The following is a 17,363-nucleotide window of genomic DNA, read 5'->3' on the forward strand; positions in this document are numbered from 1 at the left end:
AGCGCGCGAACGAACAGAAAGCCCAGCACGGCGAATCGAACCCTGCCGTGAGTACGCCTGAGTCGGAACGACAGGCGCCGGCCCGTGACGTCCAGATCGCAAGGTGGGTCGCGGTGATCGCGGGTCTGCTGGGTTTCGTGATGGCGGTGGCGGTTCCGCTGTTGCCGGTCACCCAGACCACCGCGACGCTCAATTGGCCGCAGAACAACAAGCTGGACAACGTCACCGCACCGCTGATCTCGCAGGCACCGGTCAGCCTGACCGCGACGGTGCCCTGTTCGGTGATCCAGGGCATGCCGGCCGACGGCGGCCTGATCATGGGTACCGCGCCCGCCAAGGGACGGGATGCGGCGCTGAACGCGATGCTGGTGACCGCCGGTGAGGACCGCGTCGACGTCATCGTCCGCAACGTGGTGGTGGCCAGCGTCGAACGCGACCGGATCGGCGGTTGCTCGAGAATCGAGATCGTCTCCGACCACGATGGCACGTATGCCGATTTCGTCGGCCTGACCAAGGATGACGGTTCACCGCAGCGGACCGGCTACCCGGACCCCAATCTGCGGCCGGCCATCGTGGGCGTGTTCACCGACCTCACCGGACCTGCCCCGCAAGGGTTGTCGCTGTCGGCCGATATCGACACCCGATTCACCACACACCCGACACCGGCGAAGCTCGCGGCGATCGTGCTGGCGATCCTGTCCACTTTCATTGCGCTGCTTGCACTGTGGCGGTTGGACCGCACGGACGGCCGACGGATGCGGCGCCTCATCCCGACCCGCTGGCGGACGTTCACCGCGGTGGACGTTTTCGTCGTGGGCGTGTTCTTCCTCTGGTACATCATCGGCACCAACTCCTCCGATGACGGCTACCAGATGCAGATGGCACGTACCGCCGAGCATTCCGGGTACATGGCCAACTACTTCCGGTGGTTCGGTGTCCCGGAGGATCCGTTCGGCTGGTACTACAACGTCCTGGCGTTGATGTCGCAGGTGAGCACCGCAGGCATCTGGATGCGGCTGCCGGATCTGATCTGTTCACTGGTCTGCTGGGTGTTGCTGTCGCGGGAAGTGCTGCCCCGCCTCGGCCCGGCCGTCATCGCCAGCAGGCCCGCGCTGTGGGCGGCGGGCCTGGTCCTGATCGGCGCATGGATGCCGTTCAACAACGGGCTGCGTCCGGAAGGGCAGATCGCCACCGGTGCGCTGATCACCTACGTCCTCATCGAACGCGCCGTCACCTCGGGCCGGCTCACCCCGGCCGCGCTGGCGATCTTCTCGGCCGCGTTCACCCTCGGTATCCAGCCGACCGGGCTGATCGCGGTGGCGGCATTGGTCGCCGGCGGCCGACCCATCCTGCGGATCATCATGCGCAGGCGGCATACCGTCGGCCTGTGGCCGCTGCTGGCACCACTCCTGGCCGCCGGCACCGTGATCCTGGCGGTGGTGTTCGCCGACCAGACGCTCGCGACGGTGCTGGAGGCCACCAGGATCCGGACGGCCATCGGCCCCAGCCAGGAGTGGTATACCGAGAACCTGCGCTACTACTACCTGGTGCTGCCGACCGTCGACGGTGCCATCTCGCGGCGGTTCGCCTTCCTGTTCACCGCGCTGTGCCTCTTCCCGTCGTTGTTCATGATGTTGCGCCGCAAGCGGATCGCGGGCATCGCGCGGGGTCCGGCCTGGCGACTGATGGGCATCATCTTCGCGACGATCTTCTTCCTGATGTTCACCCCGACCAAGTGGATCCACCACTTCGGCCTGTTCGCCGCGGTCGGCGGAGCGATGGCGGCGCTGGCCACCGTGATGGTCTCGCCCGCGATCCTGCGTTCGGCGCGTAACCGGATGGCCTTTCTGGCCTTGGTGTTCTTCGTGCTGGCACTGTGCTTCGCATCTGTCAACGGATGGTGGTACGTCTCCAACTTCGGCGTGCCGTTCAACAATTCGGTGCCCGCGATCGGCGGTGTCACCGTCAGCACGATGTTCTTCGCGCTGTTCGGTGTCGCGGCGCTGTGGGCCTTCTGGCTGCACGTGTCGGGCAAGACCGAATCACGGCTGGTCGATCGGCTCACGGCCGCACCGGTTCCGTTGGCCGCCGGCTTCATGGTCGTGCTCTTTGTCGCGTCGATGGCCATCGGTGTCGTCCGCCAATACCCGACATACTCCAACGGCTGGGCCAACATCCGGGCGTTCGCCGGTGGCTGCGGGATGGCCGACGATGTCCTCGTCGAACCGAATTCCAACGACGGCTTCCTGCGCGCACTCCCCGGCGACTACGGACCGCTGGGCCCGCTGGGCGGCACCGATCCGGCCGGGTTCAGCCCCGACGGGGTGCCCGATCGCATCATCGCCGAGGCGATTCGGTTGAACAACCCGCAGCCGGGCACCGATTACGACTGGAACCGTCCGGTGCGGTTGTCGCGCCCGGGGATCAACGGATCCCGGGTACCGCTGCCCTACGGGCTCGATCCCGCCCGGGTGCCGGTGGCAGGCACCTATTCCACCGGCGCGCAACAGGAAAGCCGACTGGCCTCGGCATGGTACGAACTACCCGCCGCCGACGACGCGCATCCACTCGTCGTCATCACCGCCGCGGGCACCATCACCGGCACCAGCGTGGCCAAGGGACTCACCACCGGCCAGACCGTCGAGCTGGAATATGCGACCGCCGGTCCCGACGGTGTACCCGTGCCCGCAGGCCGGGTCGCCCCCTACGACATCGGACCCACCCCGTCGTGGCGCAACCTGCGTTACCCGCGGGCCCAGATCCCCGCCGATGCCGTGGCAGTGCGGGTCATCGCCGAGGATCTGTCGCTCGGCCAAGGCGACTGGATCGCGGTGACACCGCCGCGTGTGCCGGAGGTCCGCTCGGTGCAGGAGTACGTCGGTTCCACCCAGCCGGTCCTGATGGACTGGGCGGTGGGCATGGCGTTCCCGTGCCAGCGGCCGATGCTGCACGCCAACGGGGTGACCGAGGTGCCGAAGTTCCGCATCTCCCCGGACTACTACGCCAAGCTGCAGAGCACCGACACCTGGCAGGACGGTATCAACGGCGGCCTGCTGGGAATCACCGATCTGCTGCTGCGGGCATCGGTGATGTCGACCTACCTGTCCCACGACTGGGGGCAGGACTGGGGTTCGCTGCGCCGCTTCGACACGATCGTCGATGCGGAGCCCGCCGAGATCGAACTGGGCACCAGCACACACTCGGGTCTGTACTCCCCCGGTGACATCCGGATCGGGCCGTGAGCACGCGCCTGGGCAACGCCGTTCTGAGCCGGGTGGTGGAGACGTCGTTCGCGCCGGGTTTCACGATGTTCGGCGGCACACCGGAACACGCATGGGCCGAGAATGCCGACCTGCTCGCGCCCAGCTTCGTCGACCTGGAGGCCCACACCTGGCGCGTCGCCATCCAAACCTGGGTGCTCGACGTCGACGGGTTGCGCATCCTGATCGACACCGGGGTCGGCAACGGTAAACGGCGCCCGGCGATCCCGGTGCTCGACGGGTTGGACACCGGCTTTCTGGCCGCGCTGGATTCGGCCGGTGTGTCACCCGAGAGCGTCGACGTCGTGGTGAACACCCACCTGCACAGCGATCACGTCGGGTGGAACACCCGAGCCGATGGCGCCGAATGGACGCCGACCTTCCCCAACGCGCGATACCTGATGCCGGAGGCGGACTTTCGGTACTTCGGCCCCGACGGTGCCGGGTGTGACGACGCGACGCGCATCGTCTTCGATGACAGCGTGGCTCCGGTGTACGAGGCCGGGCAGGTCGAACTGTTCGGCGGTGACCATCAGCTGAGCGAATCGGTGTGGTTGCGGCCGGCCGCCGGCCACACGCCCGGCTCGTCGGTGCTGTGGCTGGACGCCGGTGCACCCGCGGTCTTCGTCGGCGACCTGACCCACTGCGCCATCCAGATTCCGCGCCCAGGTGACGCCTGCGCCTTCGATTGCGATGCCGCACAGGCCGTCGCCACCCGCACGCGGGTGTTCACCGAGGCGGCGCGCCGCCGTGCCACCGTCATCCCTGCGCACTATCCCGGCCACGGCGGGGCCACGTTGGTGGCGCGCGGCGATGCCTTCCAGGTGGACGACTGGCTGGATATCGAACCGATCTAGGACCTGAGATAGACGACCCGGCTGCCCAGGACGATGTCCTGCAGTGATCGCCGACGCCTGTCGACGATCACCCACAACAGGCCCAGGGGAAAGAGCACGCAGGCCGCCGCGCGGATGGCCGCGAGCACCGGTGCCAGCCGATCACCGTGACGTCCGGTCACCCGCAGGCCCATGAACGCCGCACCAGCCGTGCAACCCGACACCGTCCAGCAGCCGGCCAGATAGAGCACCGCGACGGTGAACATGACGGCGGTGGAGAACACCGCGTTGACCGTGGGCAGGCTGAAAGAGGTGGGATTGAACATCAGTCGGACCAGGACGAGGCCCACGTACAGTGCGCCCAGCACCACTGCGACGACGACGATGTCCAGGACCGCGGCGGCCCCGCGGCTCACGATGCCCGCCGAGCGAGGCTTGCCGAGCGAACCAACCGACCCCGAGCGAGGCTTGCCGAGCGAACGTCTCGATGTCATCGCACGTCCCGTCCGAGCAGCCGGTCGACGAATCCGGCGACCGCATCGTCGGCACGCTCGCCCTGACTGCGCACATCGGTCATCACCTCGGCGGTGACCGAGTCCGTGGACGTGCGGATGATCGCGGGCAGGTCGATACCATCGACCACCTCATCGGCAAGACCGACCAGGTCCAGTCGGTCGCGGGCCACCGCGTTGAGGTCGATCTGGTCCAGAATCGTCTCGATGCCGGCGGCCACCACCCGTTCGCCCCGTGCGGTCAGTTCGACACGGCTGCGATGCAACCAACCCCCGACGACAGGCAGCCGTTCCGCGGCGCTGTACGCCACGGCCACTCCGTCGCACGCCACGGCGACGGCCCCGAGTGCGACGGTGACCGCCGGATGCACGGCATCGGACATCGTTGCATCGTAGTGCCTGCTAGAGGTGTTGTTTGGCGTCCTCGTAGGAACCGTTCGGTGCCCCATCGTCCTTGGTGTAGACGCAGTGCACCACACCGGTCCGGAATGCGGTCGAACTCAACAGTTTCAATGGCAGCGCGTCCGCGTCGCGGAACAGCCGGGCCCCGGTGCCCACCACGATGGGGTGCACCAACAGATGCAGTTCGTCGAGCAGGCCGGCGGCCAGCAGTTCGCGGACCACCGACACCGATCCGGCGATCCCGATGTCTCCACCCGGCTGCGCCTTCAACTCCCGCACGCCGGTGAGCAACTCACCCTGCAGCTGTTCGGAATTGCGCCAGTCATAGCTCGCCCCGGGCTTGTCCCCCGTCGCTTCGCTCGCCCCGGGCCCGAAACTCAGCCGCTGCCGCGACACCACGATCTTGCGGGTGTCGCCGAGTTTCTTCGCGAACTCGGCGTCCTCACCACCGTCGGCCTCGCGCTGCGGCCAGGCACCGACGAAGCTGTCGTAGGTGGTGCGGCCGAGCAGGATGGTCTCCGCCGAGCCCAGCTGGGCATCGACGGCGGCACCCATCTCGTCGTTGAAGTACGGGAAATGCCATTGATCGGGTGCCTCCACCACGCCGTCGAGCGAGATGAACAGGCCTGCGGTGATCCGTGTCATGCCACATACGACCACCGCCGGCCCGAAAACTCATCGCGCACCGACGGTGGCGTATCGCCGGCGATTACAGCGGGGTCAGACCGTGCTTGCGGAGCACCTTCTTCACGGGCTGCTTGTCGCGCAGCAGCCGCAGCGACTTACGGATCAGCAGTCGCGTCTCGTGCGGTTCGATGACACCGTCGATATAGCCGCGTTCGGCCGCGATCCACGGGGTCGCCAGGTTCAGGTTGTAACCCTCGATGAAGTCGGCACGGATCTTCTGCACCTCGGGCGAAGTCGGATCCGGGAAACGCTTCACCAACAGCTGGGCCGCACCTTCGGCGCCGATCACGGCGATGCGTGCGGTCGGCCAGGCGAAGTTGAGGTCCGCGGAGAGCTGCTTGGAGCCCATCACGGCGTAACCGCCGCCGTAGGCCTTGCGCACGATGATGGTCACCTTGGGCACATCGGCCTCGACGATGGCGTTGAAGAAACGGCCACCGCGTTTGATGATGCCGCCCTCCTCCTCGGCGACACCGGGCATGGCACCCGGGGTGTCGACGACGAACACCAGCGGCAGGTTGAACGAGTCACAGAACCGGATGAAACCGGCCGCCTTGTCCGACGCCTCGTTTCCGACCGCGCCCGACATGTGCATCGGCTGGTTGGCGATCACGCCGACCGGGCGACCGTCGACGCGGGCGAACGCGGTGATCATCGAGGGGCTGCGCTGATCGGAGATCTCGAAGACATCACCGTCGTCGAAGATCCGCAGCAGGATCTCGTGCATGTCGTAACCCATGTTGTCCGAGTCCGGCACGATGGTGTCGAGTTCGAGGTCGTGCGCGGTGATCTCGGGCTCCAGGCCCGGATTGACGATCGGCGCATCGTCGAAGTGGTTGGCAGGCAGGAAGCTCAGGTAATCCCGGACGTACTGGTAGGCCGCGGCTTCGGACTCGACCACCTTGTGGATGTTGCCGCGCCGGGCCTGCACATCGGCGCCGCCGAGCTCGTCGAAGGTGACGTCCTCGCCGGTGACGTCCTTGATCACGTCGGGACCGGTGATGAACATGTAGCCCTGATCACGCACGGCCACAACGAGATCGGTCTGGATCGGCGAGTACACCGCACCGCCGGCACACTTGCCGAAGATCAGCGAGATCTCGGGCACCAGGCCGCGCAGCATCTCGTGGCGGCGGCCCAGTTCGGCGTACCAGGCCAACGATGTCGCGGTGTCCTGGATGCGCGCGCCGGCCGAGTCGTTGATGCCGATGATCGGGCACCCGACCATGGCCACCCACTCCATCAGCTTGGCCACCTTGCGGCCGAACATCTCACCGACCGAGCCCTGGAACACCGTCTGGTCATGGCTGAACACACCGACCGGCCTGCCGTCGATGGTGCCGTGTCCGGTCACCACACCGTCGCCGTAGAAGGCGTTCGGATCGCCGGGTGTGCGGGCCAGCGCACCGATCTCCAGGAAGCTGCCCGGATCCAGCAGCGCGTGGATACGCGCGCGGGCACTGGGAATGCCCTTTTTGTCGCGCCGCGCCTTGGCCTTCTCGTCACCGGGATCCTTGGCCAGCTCCAGCTTTTCGCGCAGCTCGGCCAGTTTCTCCGCAGTGGTCGCGGTCTTCGGCTGTACGGGAGTTTCCGTCACGGGGTTTCCTTCTTCGCTTCGATGCGGTTGAGGGCTTCGCTCATGTGCGCGCCGACCTTGGCGATATAGGGCTCGTCGATGGCCTGGATGTGCTCACCACCGATGGGCACCACCTCGAGATCGTCGACGTAGTCGCCCCAGCCGCCGTCGGGTTTCCGGGTGGCGTAGGCGGGTTCGAAGACGATGGCGTCATCGTGATAGCGGTCGGCGAGATACAGCGTGACGTGGCCGTCGTAGGGCTGGATCTCGATGGTGGCCAGCGCGCGGTTGTCCAGGTACGAGGTGCGCTGGTGCTCGATGATGCCGCCGGGGATCTGCACCCCGCTCTGAGCGACGATGTCGAGCACGTACTTGACCTGGCCCTCGTCATCGAGCTTTTCCAGTTCCTCGTACGGGATTTCCGGGATCTCGACGTTGAAGGTGCGCTCGGCGAACAGGGCGTAACGGTCCCAACGGGCCCGCATCCCCTCCTTGGACTGGTCGATCGGCTCGCCGGGCAGGGCCAGATCGATCAGACCGACGAATCGGACATCGGCACCGGCCCGCTTGAGGCCGATGGCGCAGGCATACGCCAGCGCGCCGCCAAGGGACCACCCGGCCAGCACGAACGGGCCGTCATGCAGCTCAAGGAGTTTGGGCACGTATTCGGCGGCCCGCTCCTCGATGGAACCTTCGACCCGCTCGATGCCGTACACCGGGATGTCGGCGGGCAACCGCTTGATCAGCGGTTCGTAGACCACCGTCGACCCGCCGGCGGGGTGGAAGACGAACAGAGGTAGCGCCTTCGATCCATCGGTCGGCGGGCGCAGGGTCCGCACGAAACCGTCGACGAGTCCGTCCTCGAGCTGGTCGCGAACGTGGGTGGCCAGTTCTTCGATGGTCTTGGCCGACCGCACCTGCTCGACGCTGATCGGACCCTCGGCCCGCTCGGTCAGCCGCGCCGACATCTTGGCCGCGGTCGCCTCGTCGACATCGGGCAGCTCGTTGAAGATGCCGCCAGGGGACTTGCCGGTGACGATCGCCCACGTCGCGAACGTGACACGCTCGGCGGCATCACGTGGGGGCACGTCGGCTCCGAGTGCCTCGGTGACGGCCTCCTGGGTGAGCACCTTCGCCGCGGCTGCGGCGGCGGTCGCCTTCTTGGGCCCGCTCGGATCGGTCGGCGGAGCCGGGACGCCGGCGACATCAGAGGCCGGAGCCGGGATGCCGGCGACATCGGAGGCCGGGGGCGGGATCTCGATCCCCACCTCGGCAAGCGACTCGGTGGTCTCCTTCTCGGTGTCCCCGAGAGGATGTCCCGACTCTGCGAGTTTCGCCTCCAGCTCGGCGACCGTGGTCGCCCCGCCCATCAGCTCGGCCTGCGCGGCCGCGATCTCCTCGGCGGACTGCCCCTTCTGGGCCTCGGCCAGCGCGCTGACCTCGTCGCGGTGCTCGATCGCGTACTGGATCAACTTCTCCACCGCGTACAGGTTCGCGTCACGCACCGCGGTCAGCTGGATCGGCGGCATGTCGAAGTCGTATTCGACCCGGTTCTTGATGCGCACCGCCATCAGCGAATCCAGGCCCAGCTCGATCAGCGGCACCTCCCAGGGCAGATCCTCGGGCTCATACCCCATGGCGCTGCCGACGATGGTGCCCAACCGTTGCCCGACCGTCTCCCCCGATTCGGGGTTCCACTTCGCGAAATCCGAACCCAGATTGGCCCCGGCGGTGAGGTTGTCGGCCTCGAAGGCCGGGCTGTTCTCTTCGGGCTCCTCGACGGGTGCCGGTGCGGCAGCGGCGATCTCGGCGACCGTGCCCACCCCGACTGCCGTCGGCAGCGCGGTCTGTTGACCACCGCGGCTGACGATGGCGTCGTAGACGAGGGTGAAGGACTCCTCGATACGGGCGTGCACCTGCACCGACGCCCCACCGGGATGGCGGGTCAACGTCGTCACCAGCCGGGCGTTGTCCGCGGGCACCGCACGCTGCTCGGCGGCGGTCAACACCGCATCCGGAAGCACCTGTGTCGCAGCGGCCTTCACCAGGCCGGCCAGATCGGCCGCGCCGCTGGGCGCGTACTCCCAGACATGCCTGCCGTCCGGGGTGGCCACATGGGTCCCCGGTGCGACGACCGAGCTGTCCCCGGTGAAGCGGGCGTCGAGCCAGTGCTCCTTGCGCTTGAACCGGGTCAGCGGGATATCGGCGAAGTCCAGCGCACCGGCCAGGCCTCGACTACGACGCGGGAACAGCGACCGCGGATCCATGTTGTGGCCGTACACGTACAGGTGCGCCAGCGCCGTGGTCATCGAATCGACCTCGTCCTGCTTGCGCGCCAGCGTCGCGATCAATTGCGCGTCATGGAGCCCAGCGCTGGCCGTCGTCAGCCCGACCTGCATGAGCGCCACCGGATTCGGCGCGAGCTCCAGGAAGGTGGTGTACCCGTTGTCGACGGCGTTGCGGATGCCGTGGGTGAAGTAGACGCTGTGGCGCAGCCCCTTCTTCCAGTACTCGACATCGTGGATGGGTTCGGCTCCGGCCCGGACGAACTGGCCCTCGTGCACGGTGGAGAAGTAGCCGGTCTGCAGAGGCCGGGCCTCGATACCCTGGATCTCCGCGGACAGCTCGCCGAGCAGCGGGTCCATCTGCTGGGTGTGGCTGGCGCCCTTGGTCTGCAGCTTGCGGGCGAACTTGCCCTCCGATTCCGCGCGCTCGATGATCGCGTCGATCTGCTCGGGCGGACCACCGATCACCGTCTGGGTCGGTGCCGCGTAGACGCACACCTCCAGCCCGGGGAAATCGGAGAAGACCGTTTTGATCTCCTCGGCCGAGTACTCGACCAGCGCCATCAGCCGGATGTACTCACCGAACAGCATCGCCTCACCCTCACCCATCAGGTGAGCGCGCGAGCAGATGGTCCGGGTGGCATCGGCCAGTGACAGGCCACCGGAGAAGTAGGCCGCTGCCGCCTCGCCGAGCGACTGGCCCACCACCGCACCGGGTGTGGCGCCGTGGTGGCGCAGCAGCTCACCGAGCCCGATCTGCAGCGCGAAGATCACGGTCTGGACGACCTCGATCGGGTACTCGCAGGTCTCTGCCGTGTAGTCGATCGCATCGTCGAGGATGAGCTCGACGATCGAATAGCCGCGCTCGTCCTGGATGAGGGCGTCCACCTTGTTGATCCACTCGGCGAACACCTCGTCACGCAGGTAGAGGTCCTTGCCCATCTTGCGGTGCTGGGCACCGAATCCGGCGAACACCCACACCGGGCCGTTGGTGACCGGGCCATCGGCGGCCAGCACCAGCGGGCTCTGCTTGCCATCGGCCAGCGCCCGCAGACCCTTGACGGCCTCGTCGTGGTCGTGGGCCAGCACGACGGCCCGAGAGCGGCCGTGGTTACGCCGCGACAGCGAACGACCGATCGATTCGAGCGAGGAGGCACGCCCGGCCTCGCTGTCGATCCAATCGGCGAGCTCGGCGGCGGTGCTGCGTTTGCGGGAGGTCAAAAAGCCCGAGACGAACAGCGGCACAACAGGTCTGGCGGGCTCGGCGGCGGCGAGCGCGGCGCGGCCCTCCTCGATGAGGCGCTGGGCCTCCTCGGTCAGGCCGGGCAGTTCGTAGTTGTCATCGTCGTAGCTGGGGTACTCGGGCTCGTCCTCGACGAACTCGCCGTATTCGTCCATCCGCCGGCCGCTGAGATTCAGCTGATCGGCAGCATCGGGCGCAGCAGACGACTCGTCTTCGGCGACAGGGCTTTCCGGCTCGGGCTCGACCAGATCTGAGGCCAGCACCTCGCGCAGCACCAGGTGCGCGTTGGCGCCACCGAAGCCGAAACCGGACACCCCCGCGATGGCGTGTCCGCTGTAGCGGGGCCAGTCCGAGACGGTGTCGTTGACCTTGAGGTGTTCCTTGTCGAAGTCGATGTACGGGTTGGGACCCGCGTAGTTGATCGACGGCGGCAGCTTGTCATGCTGCAGCGACAGCGCCATCTTTGCCAGGCTGGCCGCGCCGGCCGCCGATTCCAGGTGGCCCACATTGGATTTCACCGCACCGAGCAGCGCGGGCTTGTCATCGGCTCGGCCGCGCCCGACGACCCGGCCGAGCGCGTCGGCCTCGATCGGGTCGCCCAGGATGGTGCCGGTGCCGTGCGCCTCGATGTAGTCGACATCGCGCGGGTTGATCCCGGCGTCCTTGTAGGCCTTGCGCAGCACCGCCTCCTGGGCATCCGGGTTGGGTGCCAGCATGCCGTTGGAGCGGCCGTCGTGGTTGACCGCACTGCCTGCGATGACGGCGATGATCTCGTCACCGTCGCGGCGCGCATCGGAGACCCGCTTGAGCACCAGCATGCCGCCGCCCTCGGATCGGGCGTAGCCGTTGGCATCCGAGGAGAACGACTTGCATCGGCCGTCCGGGGCCAGCACCCCGCCGACCTCGTCGAAACCGATGGTGACCAGCGGGGTCACCATGGCGTTCACGCCGCCGACGATCGCGACGTCGATCTCACCGGAGCGCAGCGCGCGTACACCCTGGTGCGCGGCGACCAGCGAGGACGAGCATGCGGTGTCGATGGACTCCGACGGGCCGCGGAAGTCGTAGAAATAGGACACCCGGTTGGCGATGATCGAGCTGGCGGTGCCGGTGATGGCATACGGGTGCGCGGTGGTCGGGTCGGCGACGGCGAGGAACATGTAGTCGTTGTTCGAGCTGCCCACGTAGACACCGACATCGCCGCCGCGCAGGCTCGAGGCCGGGATGCGCGCGTGCTCGAGCGCCTCCCAGGTGAGCTCGAGGGCCATCCGCTGCTGCGGATCGATGTTGTCGGCCTCCATCTTCGACAAGGCGAAGAACTCGGAGTCGAAACCCTTGATATCGGAGAGGTAGCCGCCGCGGGTGTGCGCCTTGGCCACCCGCTCGGCGATACGCGGCTCGCCGAGGAACTCCGACCAGCGGCCCGCTGGCAGGTCCGAGCTGGCGTCGCGGCCCTCCAACAGCGCCGCCCACATCGCCTCGGCGCTGTTCATCTCACCGGGGAACCTGGCGGCCAGCCCGACGATAGCGATGTCCTCGACACCGGGGGCGCGGGTCCAGTCCTCGTCGTTGTCGATGACGGGCTCGGGCTCACCCTCGACGATGACGGTCGCCAGCGCCTCGATGGTCGGGTTGCGGAACACCACGGTGGCGGTCAGCGTGACGCCGGTCAGATCCTCGATATCGCTGGCCATGGCCACGGCGTCACGAGAGGACAGCCCGAGTTCGACCACCGGGGCCGATTCGTTGATGGAGTCCGCGGGCTGACCCGTGGCGTTGGCGACCCAGTTGCGCAGCCATTCACGCATCTCGGCAACGGTCATGTCACCACGAGCGGGGGCAACGGCGTCCGATGCCGACCCGGACACCGCGGGCAAGTTGCCGTCGGTCTGCGAATTATCTTGCGCTTCAGTCATTTTCACTGTTCACTTTCGCCGCCGTGCGGCCTGGGTGGCGCGGTGAGGAACTGAATGTGCCTCAGTCCGTCTCGTCGGGGAAATCGTTGGCGATCTTGCCGCTGCGCAGGCTGCCATCGAGATAAGCGGCGCGGCAGGCCCGTCGGCCGATCTTGCCGCTGGAGGTACGCGGGATGGCACCGGCGGGGGTGAGCAGGACATCGCGGACGGTGACACCGTGGCGCACCGCGATGGCGGCGCGGATGTCGTCGATGACCGGTCCGAGCTCCATCTTGTGCGAGCCGGCCGCCCGCTCGGCGACGATGACCAGCTGCTCGGAGCTGTCCTCGGCATCGAACTTCAGACCTGCGTGGGTGTCGTCGAAGACCTCGGCGGGCAACTGGTTGGCCGGTACCGAGAACGCCGCGGCGAAACCGGTGCGCACCGCCTTGGACGCCTCCTGTGCGGAGTACTCCAGATCCTGCGGGTAGTGGTTGCGGCCGTCGATGATCACCAGATCCTTGACGCGACCGGTGATGTAGAGGTCGCCGTCGTAGAAGGCGCCGTAGTCGCCGGTGCGCACCCAGGTGGCGTCATCGGCCGCGCCCTCGGCGTGCGACGGGGTGGTGCGCGATTTCAGCGTGTTCTGGAATGTCTCCACCGTGGCCTCGGGCTTACCCCAGTACCCGGTGCCCATGTTCTGGCCGCTGATCCAGATCTCACCGATCTGGCCGTCGGGCAGCTCGGTCGCGGACTCGGCATCGACGATCACCGCCCACTCGGAGACACCGACCTTGCCTGCCGAGGCCTGCGCGACCGCCTTGGGCGAATCGGCGTCGACCTCGACGATGGTGCCCGTGTTGAGCGCGTCGCGGTCCACGTTGATGATCTTGGGCTCTTCGGCGGCCGGGGTGGTGGACACGAACAGCGTCGCCTCGGCCAGACCGTAGGACGGTTTGATGGCCTTGGCCGGGAAACCGTAGGGACCGAACGCCTCGTTGAAGCGACGCACGGTGGCCGCGGAGATCGGCTCACTGCCGTTGAGGACGGCCTTGACATTGGACAGGTCCAGCGGCGGCTCGCCGTCCTTGGGCAGCCCACGCGCGGCGGCATGGTCGAAGGCGAAGTTCGGGGCCACCGAGATGACGCCACCGGTGTCATCGGGCTTACGTGCCATCTCCCGGATCCAGCGGGCGGGCCGTCGCACGAACGCGGCCGGGGTCATGAAGGTGAAGTGGTGGCCGATCATCGGCGCCAGCAGCGCGGTGATCAGGCCCATGTCGTGGAAGAACGGCAGCCAGGACAGGCCCCGGTCCCCCTCCTCGCCCTCCAGCGCCTCGATGATCTGGACGATGTTGGTGGCCAGGTTGAGGTGGGTGATCTGCACACCGGTCGGGATGCGGGTGGAGCCCGAGGTGTACTGCAGGTAGGCCACGGTGTCGTTCGATACGTCGCGGCGCTCCCAGGTGGCGGCCACATCGTCGGGCACCGCATCGACGGCGATGACGCGGGGGCGCTGGTTGGCCGGACGGGTGCGGAAGAACTTGCGCACACCCTCGGCGGCATCGGTGGTGGTCAGGATCGCCGAGGGCTTGCAGTCGTCGAGCACGGCATGCAACCGGCCGACGTGACCGGGCTCGGAAGGATCGAACAGCGGCACCGCGATACGGCCGGCGTAGATGGCGCCGTACATGGCTACCAGGTAGTTGAGGTTCTGCGGGCTGAGGATGGCCACCCGGTCGCCCTCGGCGGTGACCTGCTGCAGGCGCGCGGCAACGGCCCTGTTGCGGGCGCTGAACTGCGACCAGGTCAGCTCACGCGCAACACCGTCGCGCTCGGTGGAGAAGTCCAGGAAGCGATAGGCCAGCTTGTCACCGCGTACCTTCGCCCAGCGCTCGACGTGGGCGACGACACTGGCGCTCTCAGGGAACTTGATCTGTCCGTTCTTGATGAACGGATTGTGAAACGGCATCAAATACTCCTGTCACGCACACTTCTCATGGTCGCCCCCGAACGTGGGAAAGCGTACCGGTGGAGCGTGTTCGAGCCTGCGCCCGACGACACGCCACTCTTAGTTTTCTCTTAATGTTAATTGTTCGATTCGCGCAGGCCAAATCTGGTTACCGGCGAGTCGGCTCCAAGGCGGGCGAAGCGACGGGGATGTGGCCCGACCGGTATCTCGGCTCAACCGTGCTTGGGCTCCGGCGCGTTCTGCAGCAGATCGCGCGCCCAGCCGAGCGTCCACTGGGTAGAGGTCTGACCGTCCATCTGCCAGAACTGCGGTGTGTTGTAGAGCGCGTGTACCGGGCCCGCGGTGCTGCCGAGCAGGGTGTTGATCGTCGCAGGCAGGTTCACGATCGAGAACGCCGATTCCGGTGCCGCGCAGATCAGGTCACCGTTGGCGCAGATCTGATAGGTCCGGTTGTCCAGCTCGCCGAATCCACCGTCGCGCGGTCCGGTCATCGCCAGGCCCATCGCCGCGAGCATCGGCACCTCGTGCAGGGTGATCTCGGCACCCTGGCCCGGGGCATTGGGCTGCAGGTTCTGCCCCACCCCCTCCTGCCGCCGGCCGTCGGCGATCAGGGTCACCCCGAGCACCAGATCCTGATCGACCGGCCCACGACCGTTGCCGATATCGCTGGCCAGATCGCCGGCGATCACCGCGCCCTGGGAAAAACCGACCAGGACGTAGCTGGTCAGCGGGCAGCGATTGTTCATATCGGTGATCGCCCGCACCGCGGCGTCCTTACCCTCGGTCCGGCTGTCGTTGTAGGACATCTGACCGTCCGCCGAGAACGGATTGTGGAACTGCGCGGTGTAGGGGACCGTGTAGATCTCGACGCGGTCGGCGCCGAACTCGGCGCGCAGCGGGTTGGTGACATTCAGCAGCAGCGCGATCGGGAACTGCACCGGGTTGAGCGGGTCGAGCTGACGTGACGACTCCCAAGTACCCGGAATCGACACCAACTGGACATCCGGGCAGCTCGCATCCTGGAACTCGGGCCGCGGCTTGCCGGTCGGCGGTACCGCGGTCGGCACGTCGGTCGGCTGTCCCGGGGTTGCCAGCGGCGGAGTATCCGGCTGGCGCAGCCAGACCACGACACCGGCGACCACCACCGCCACCAGGACTGCGACCGCCGCAGCGGCAATCAGTGCCAGGATGCGGTGCCGCTTGCGTCGGCTGTTATTGGCCATGCGTCATTAACTCCAGAGGTCCGTGCGCTGCCTCAGCAGAGCCGTTCGGTTGCGATGCGAATGTAGTCAGCGGTCGCGGCGTCGACGTCACCGACCTCCGGCATCATCGAGCTGGAATGGGCGTCATGCAGATCGTTGCGCACCAGTGGCAACACGAAATCCCACACCGCCTGCTCGGACTGTTTGGCCGCCCGCGCCTGGCAGACATAGGCGCCGATGCTCAGCGCCATCAGGTCATCGGACGGGTGTACACCAGAGTCGACGAGGGCATCCAGATAGGACTGCTGGCGCGGCGTCACCGTCAGGTGCTCGCTGGGCCCACCCGAGCGGGTCGCACCCATCATCCCGTCGGTGCGGGCCATCGAGGACTCCTCGGCGGGCATACCGACCGACGCCAACGTGGTGTCCCCCGCGGTACAACCGCATGAGAGGGCCCCGACCGCCGTCGTCGCCACGGCCAGCAGCAGGGGCGTCAGCCGCAGGGTCGGCCACTTTGCCAGACCCGCACTGAACCGTCCGTTGCGCTGCACCATTCCACGGTACCGGCTGTTCGGTCGGTGCCATCGAACGTGATCAAACCGTCAGCGGATGGCCGCTGCCAGGTCACCGGACAGGGCCGCGAGCTGACCGGCCCAGCTACCCCAGTCGTGCTGGCCGTCGACCGGGAAGTCGAAATGCCCGTTACGTCCGCCGATGGCGCGGTAGTGGGAGTAGAAGGTGCGGTTGCTGCCTTGGGCCTGCGCACAGTCGTTGATCATCGCGACCGGGTCGCTGCAGGTCGTGGTCTGCGGGCTGAAGATCCACAGCCGGGTGTTGTTGTCCACCAACAGCTGGGCGTGCACATCCGGGTCATGCCACTTCCACCGGCCGAACTGCACCGGACCCCACATCCGCTGGGTGTCCACCCCGCCGTACTGCGCCATCCCTGCGGTGATCGCGCCGTTCTCGAAGGTGCGCGAGGGGGTCAGGAAACCCGAGAGCGAGCCGGCATAGCGGAACCTGTCCGGGTGGAAGGTGGCCAGCATCAGCGCACCGGTACCGCCCTGCGAGGCGCCGACGACACCGTGCCCACCGGGGGCCAGTCCCTTGTTGGCGGCCAGCCAGTCCGGCAGCTCGGTGGCCAGGAAGGTCTCCCACTGCTTGGAACCGTCCTGCTCCCAGTTGGTGTAGAGGCTCCAGGCCCCACCGGCCGGAGCGGCCACCGAGATGCCCTTGCCCGCCAGGGTGTTCATCGCGTTGCCCGCGGTCACCCAGTTGCTGACATCGGGTGCGGCGTTGAAGGCATCGAGCAGGAAGACCGCATGCGGCCCGCCGCCCTGAAACGCCACCGGGATGGCCCGGCCCATGGCCGCGGAGGGAACCATCAGGTACTCGACGCCGTCGGCACGCGCGGCCGGTTCCGTCGTCGCCGACACCGTCCACAGGCCCAGCGCCATCAGCACCGCATACGCAAGAGCCTGCAGCCTCATGTC

The 17,363-nt window shown here is 67.4% G+C and carries 11 protein-coding genes; 2 read left to right on the forward strand and 9 right to left on the reverse strand.

What is annotated here, in order from left to right; all coding sequences use genetic code 11:
• Positions 1-47 precede the first annotated feature (47 nt).
• Both FBY28_RS12200 and FBY28_RS12205 read left to right on the forward strand, forming a co-directional pair.
• A complete protein-coding gene (locus FBY28_RS12200) occupies positions 48-3,242 on the forward strand; it encodes an arabinosyltransferase domain-containing protein (protein WP_141867070.1) in 3,195 nt (1,064 codons plus the stop codon).
• Positions 3,239-4,117 carry an MBL fold metallo-hydrolase gene (locus FBY28_RS12205; RefSeq protein ID WP_141867072.1) on the forward strand — a complete coding sequence of 293 codons (879 nt, stop codon included), beginning with the start codon at positions 3,239-3,241 and terminating at the stop codon, positions 4,115-4,117. The genes FBY28_RS12200 and FBY28_RS12205 overlap by 4 nt, the downstream gene beginning before the upstream one ends.
• Here the strand turns inward: FBY28_RS12205 and FBY28_RS12210 are convergent.
• From FBY28_RS12210 to FBY28_RS12250, 9 genes are all read right to left on the reverse strand, one after another.
• Positions 4,114-4,512, reverse strand: coding sequence for an RDD family protein (locus tag FBY28_RS12210; protein WP_216847642.1), 399 nt, complete (start codon positions 4,510-4,512; stop codon positions 4,114-4,116). The genes FBY28_RS12205 and FBY28_RS12210 overlap by 4 nt on opposite strands.
• A 74-nt stretch (positions 4,513-4,586) precedes the next feature.
• Complete coding sequence (locus FBY28_RS12215; protein ID WP_141867074.1) at positions 4,587-4,991, reverse strand: hypothetical protein; 405 nt, start codon at positions 4,989-4,991, stop codon at positions 4,587-4,589.
• 19 nt (positions 4,992-5,010) lie between these two features.
• Positions 5,011-5,655: a dihydrofolate reductase family protein gene (locus FBY28_RS12220; protein WP_141867077.1), complete on the reverse strand. Its 645-nt coding sequence runs from the start codon at positions 5,653-5,655 to the stop codon at positions 5,011-5,013.
• A 64-nt stretch (positions 5,656-5,719) separates the two neighbouring features.
• Positions 5,720-7,294, reverse strand: coding sequence for an acyl-CoA carboxylase subunit beta (locus FBY28_RS12225; RefSeq protein ID WP_141867079.1), 1,575 nt, complete (start codon positions 7,292-7,294; stop codon positions 5,720-5,722).
• Positions 7,291-12,717 (reverse strand): polyketide synthase Pks13, encoded by a 5,427-nt coding sequence (gene pks13 / locus FBY28_RS12230; RefSeq protein ID WP_286177993.1) that lies wholly within the window; start codon positions 12,715-12,717, stop codon positions 7,291-7,293. The genes FBY28_RS12225 and pks13 overlap by 4 nt, the downstream gene beginning before the upstream one ends.
• Positions 12,718-12,778: 61 nt before the next feature.
• Positions 12,779-14,668, reverse strand: a complete 1,890-nt coding sequence (fadD32, locus tag FBY28_RS12235; protein ID WP_019510931.1) for a long-chain-fatty-acid--AMP ligase FadD32 — start codon at positions 14,666-14,668, stop codon at positions 12,779-12,781.
• A gap of 212 nt (positions 14,669-14,880) precedes the next feature.
• Positions 14,881-15,891 carry a carboxylesterase Culp6 gene (culp6, locus tag FBY28_RS12240; RefSeq protein ID WP_141867081.1) on the reverse strand — a complete coding sequence of 337 codons (1,011 nt, stop codon included), beginning with the start codon at positions 15,889-15,891 and terminating at the stop codon, positions 14,881-14,883.
• Between the two features lie 32 nt (positions 15,892-15,923).
• The gene (locus FBY28_RS12245) at positions 15,924-16,421 is read right to left on the reverse strand and encodes a hypothetical protein (protein WP_216847643.1); all 498 of its coding nucleotides are present in this window, start codon (positions 16,419-16,421) and stop codon (positions 15,924-15,926) included.
• Positions 16,422-16,472: 51 nt separating this feature from the next.
• The gene (locus FBY28_RS12250; protein ID WP_141867085.1) at positions 16,473-17,360 is read right to left on the reverse strand and encodes an esterase family protein; all 888 of its coding nucleotides are present in this window, start codon (positions 17,358-17,360) and stop codon (positions 16,473-16,475) included.
• Positions 17,361-17,363 lie beyond the last annotated feature (3 nt).

The sequence above is a fragment of the Arthrobacter sp. SLBN-53 genome (assembly GCF_006715585.1).
Lineage (GTDB): Bacteria > Actinomycetota > Actinomycetes > Mycobacteriales > Mycobacteriaceae > Mycobacterium > Mycobacterium neoaurum_A.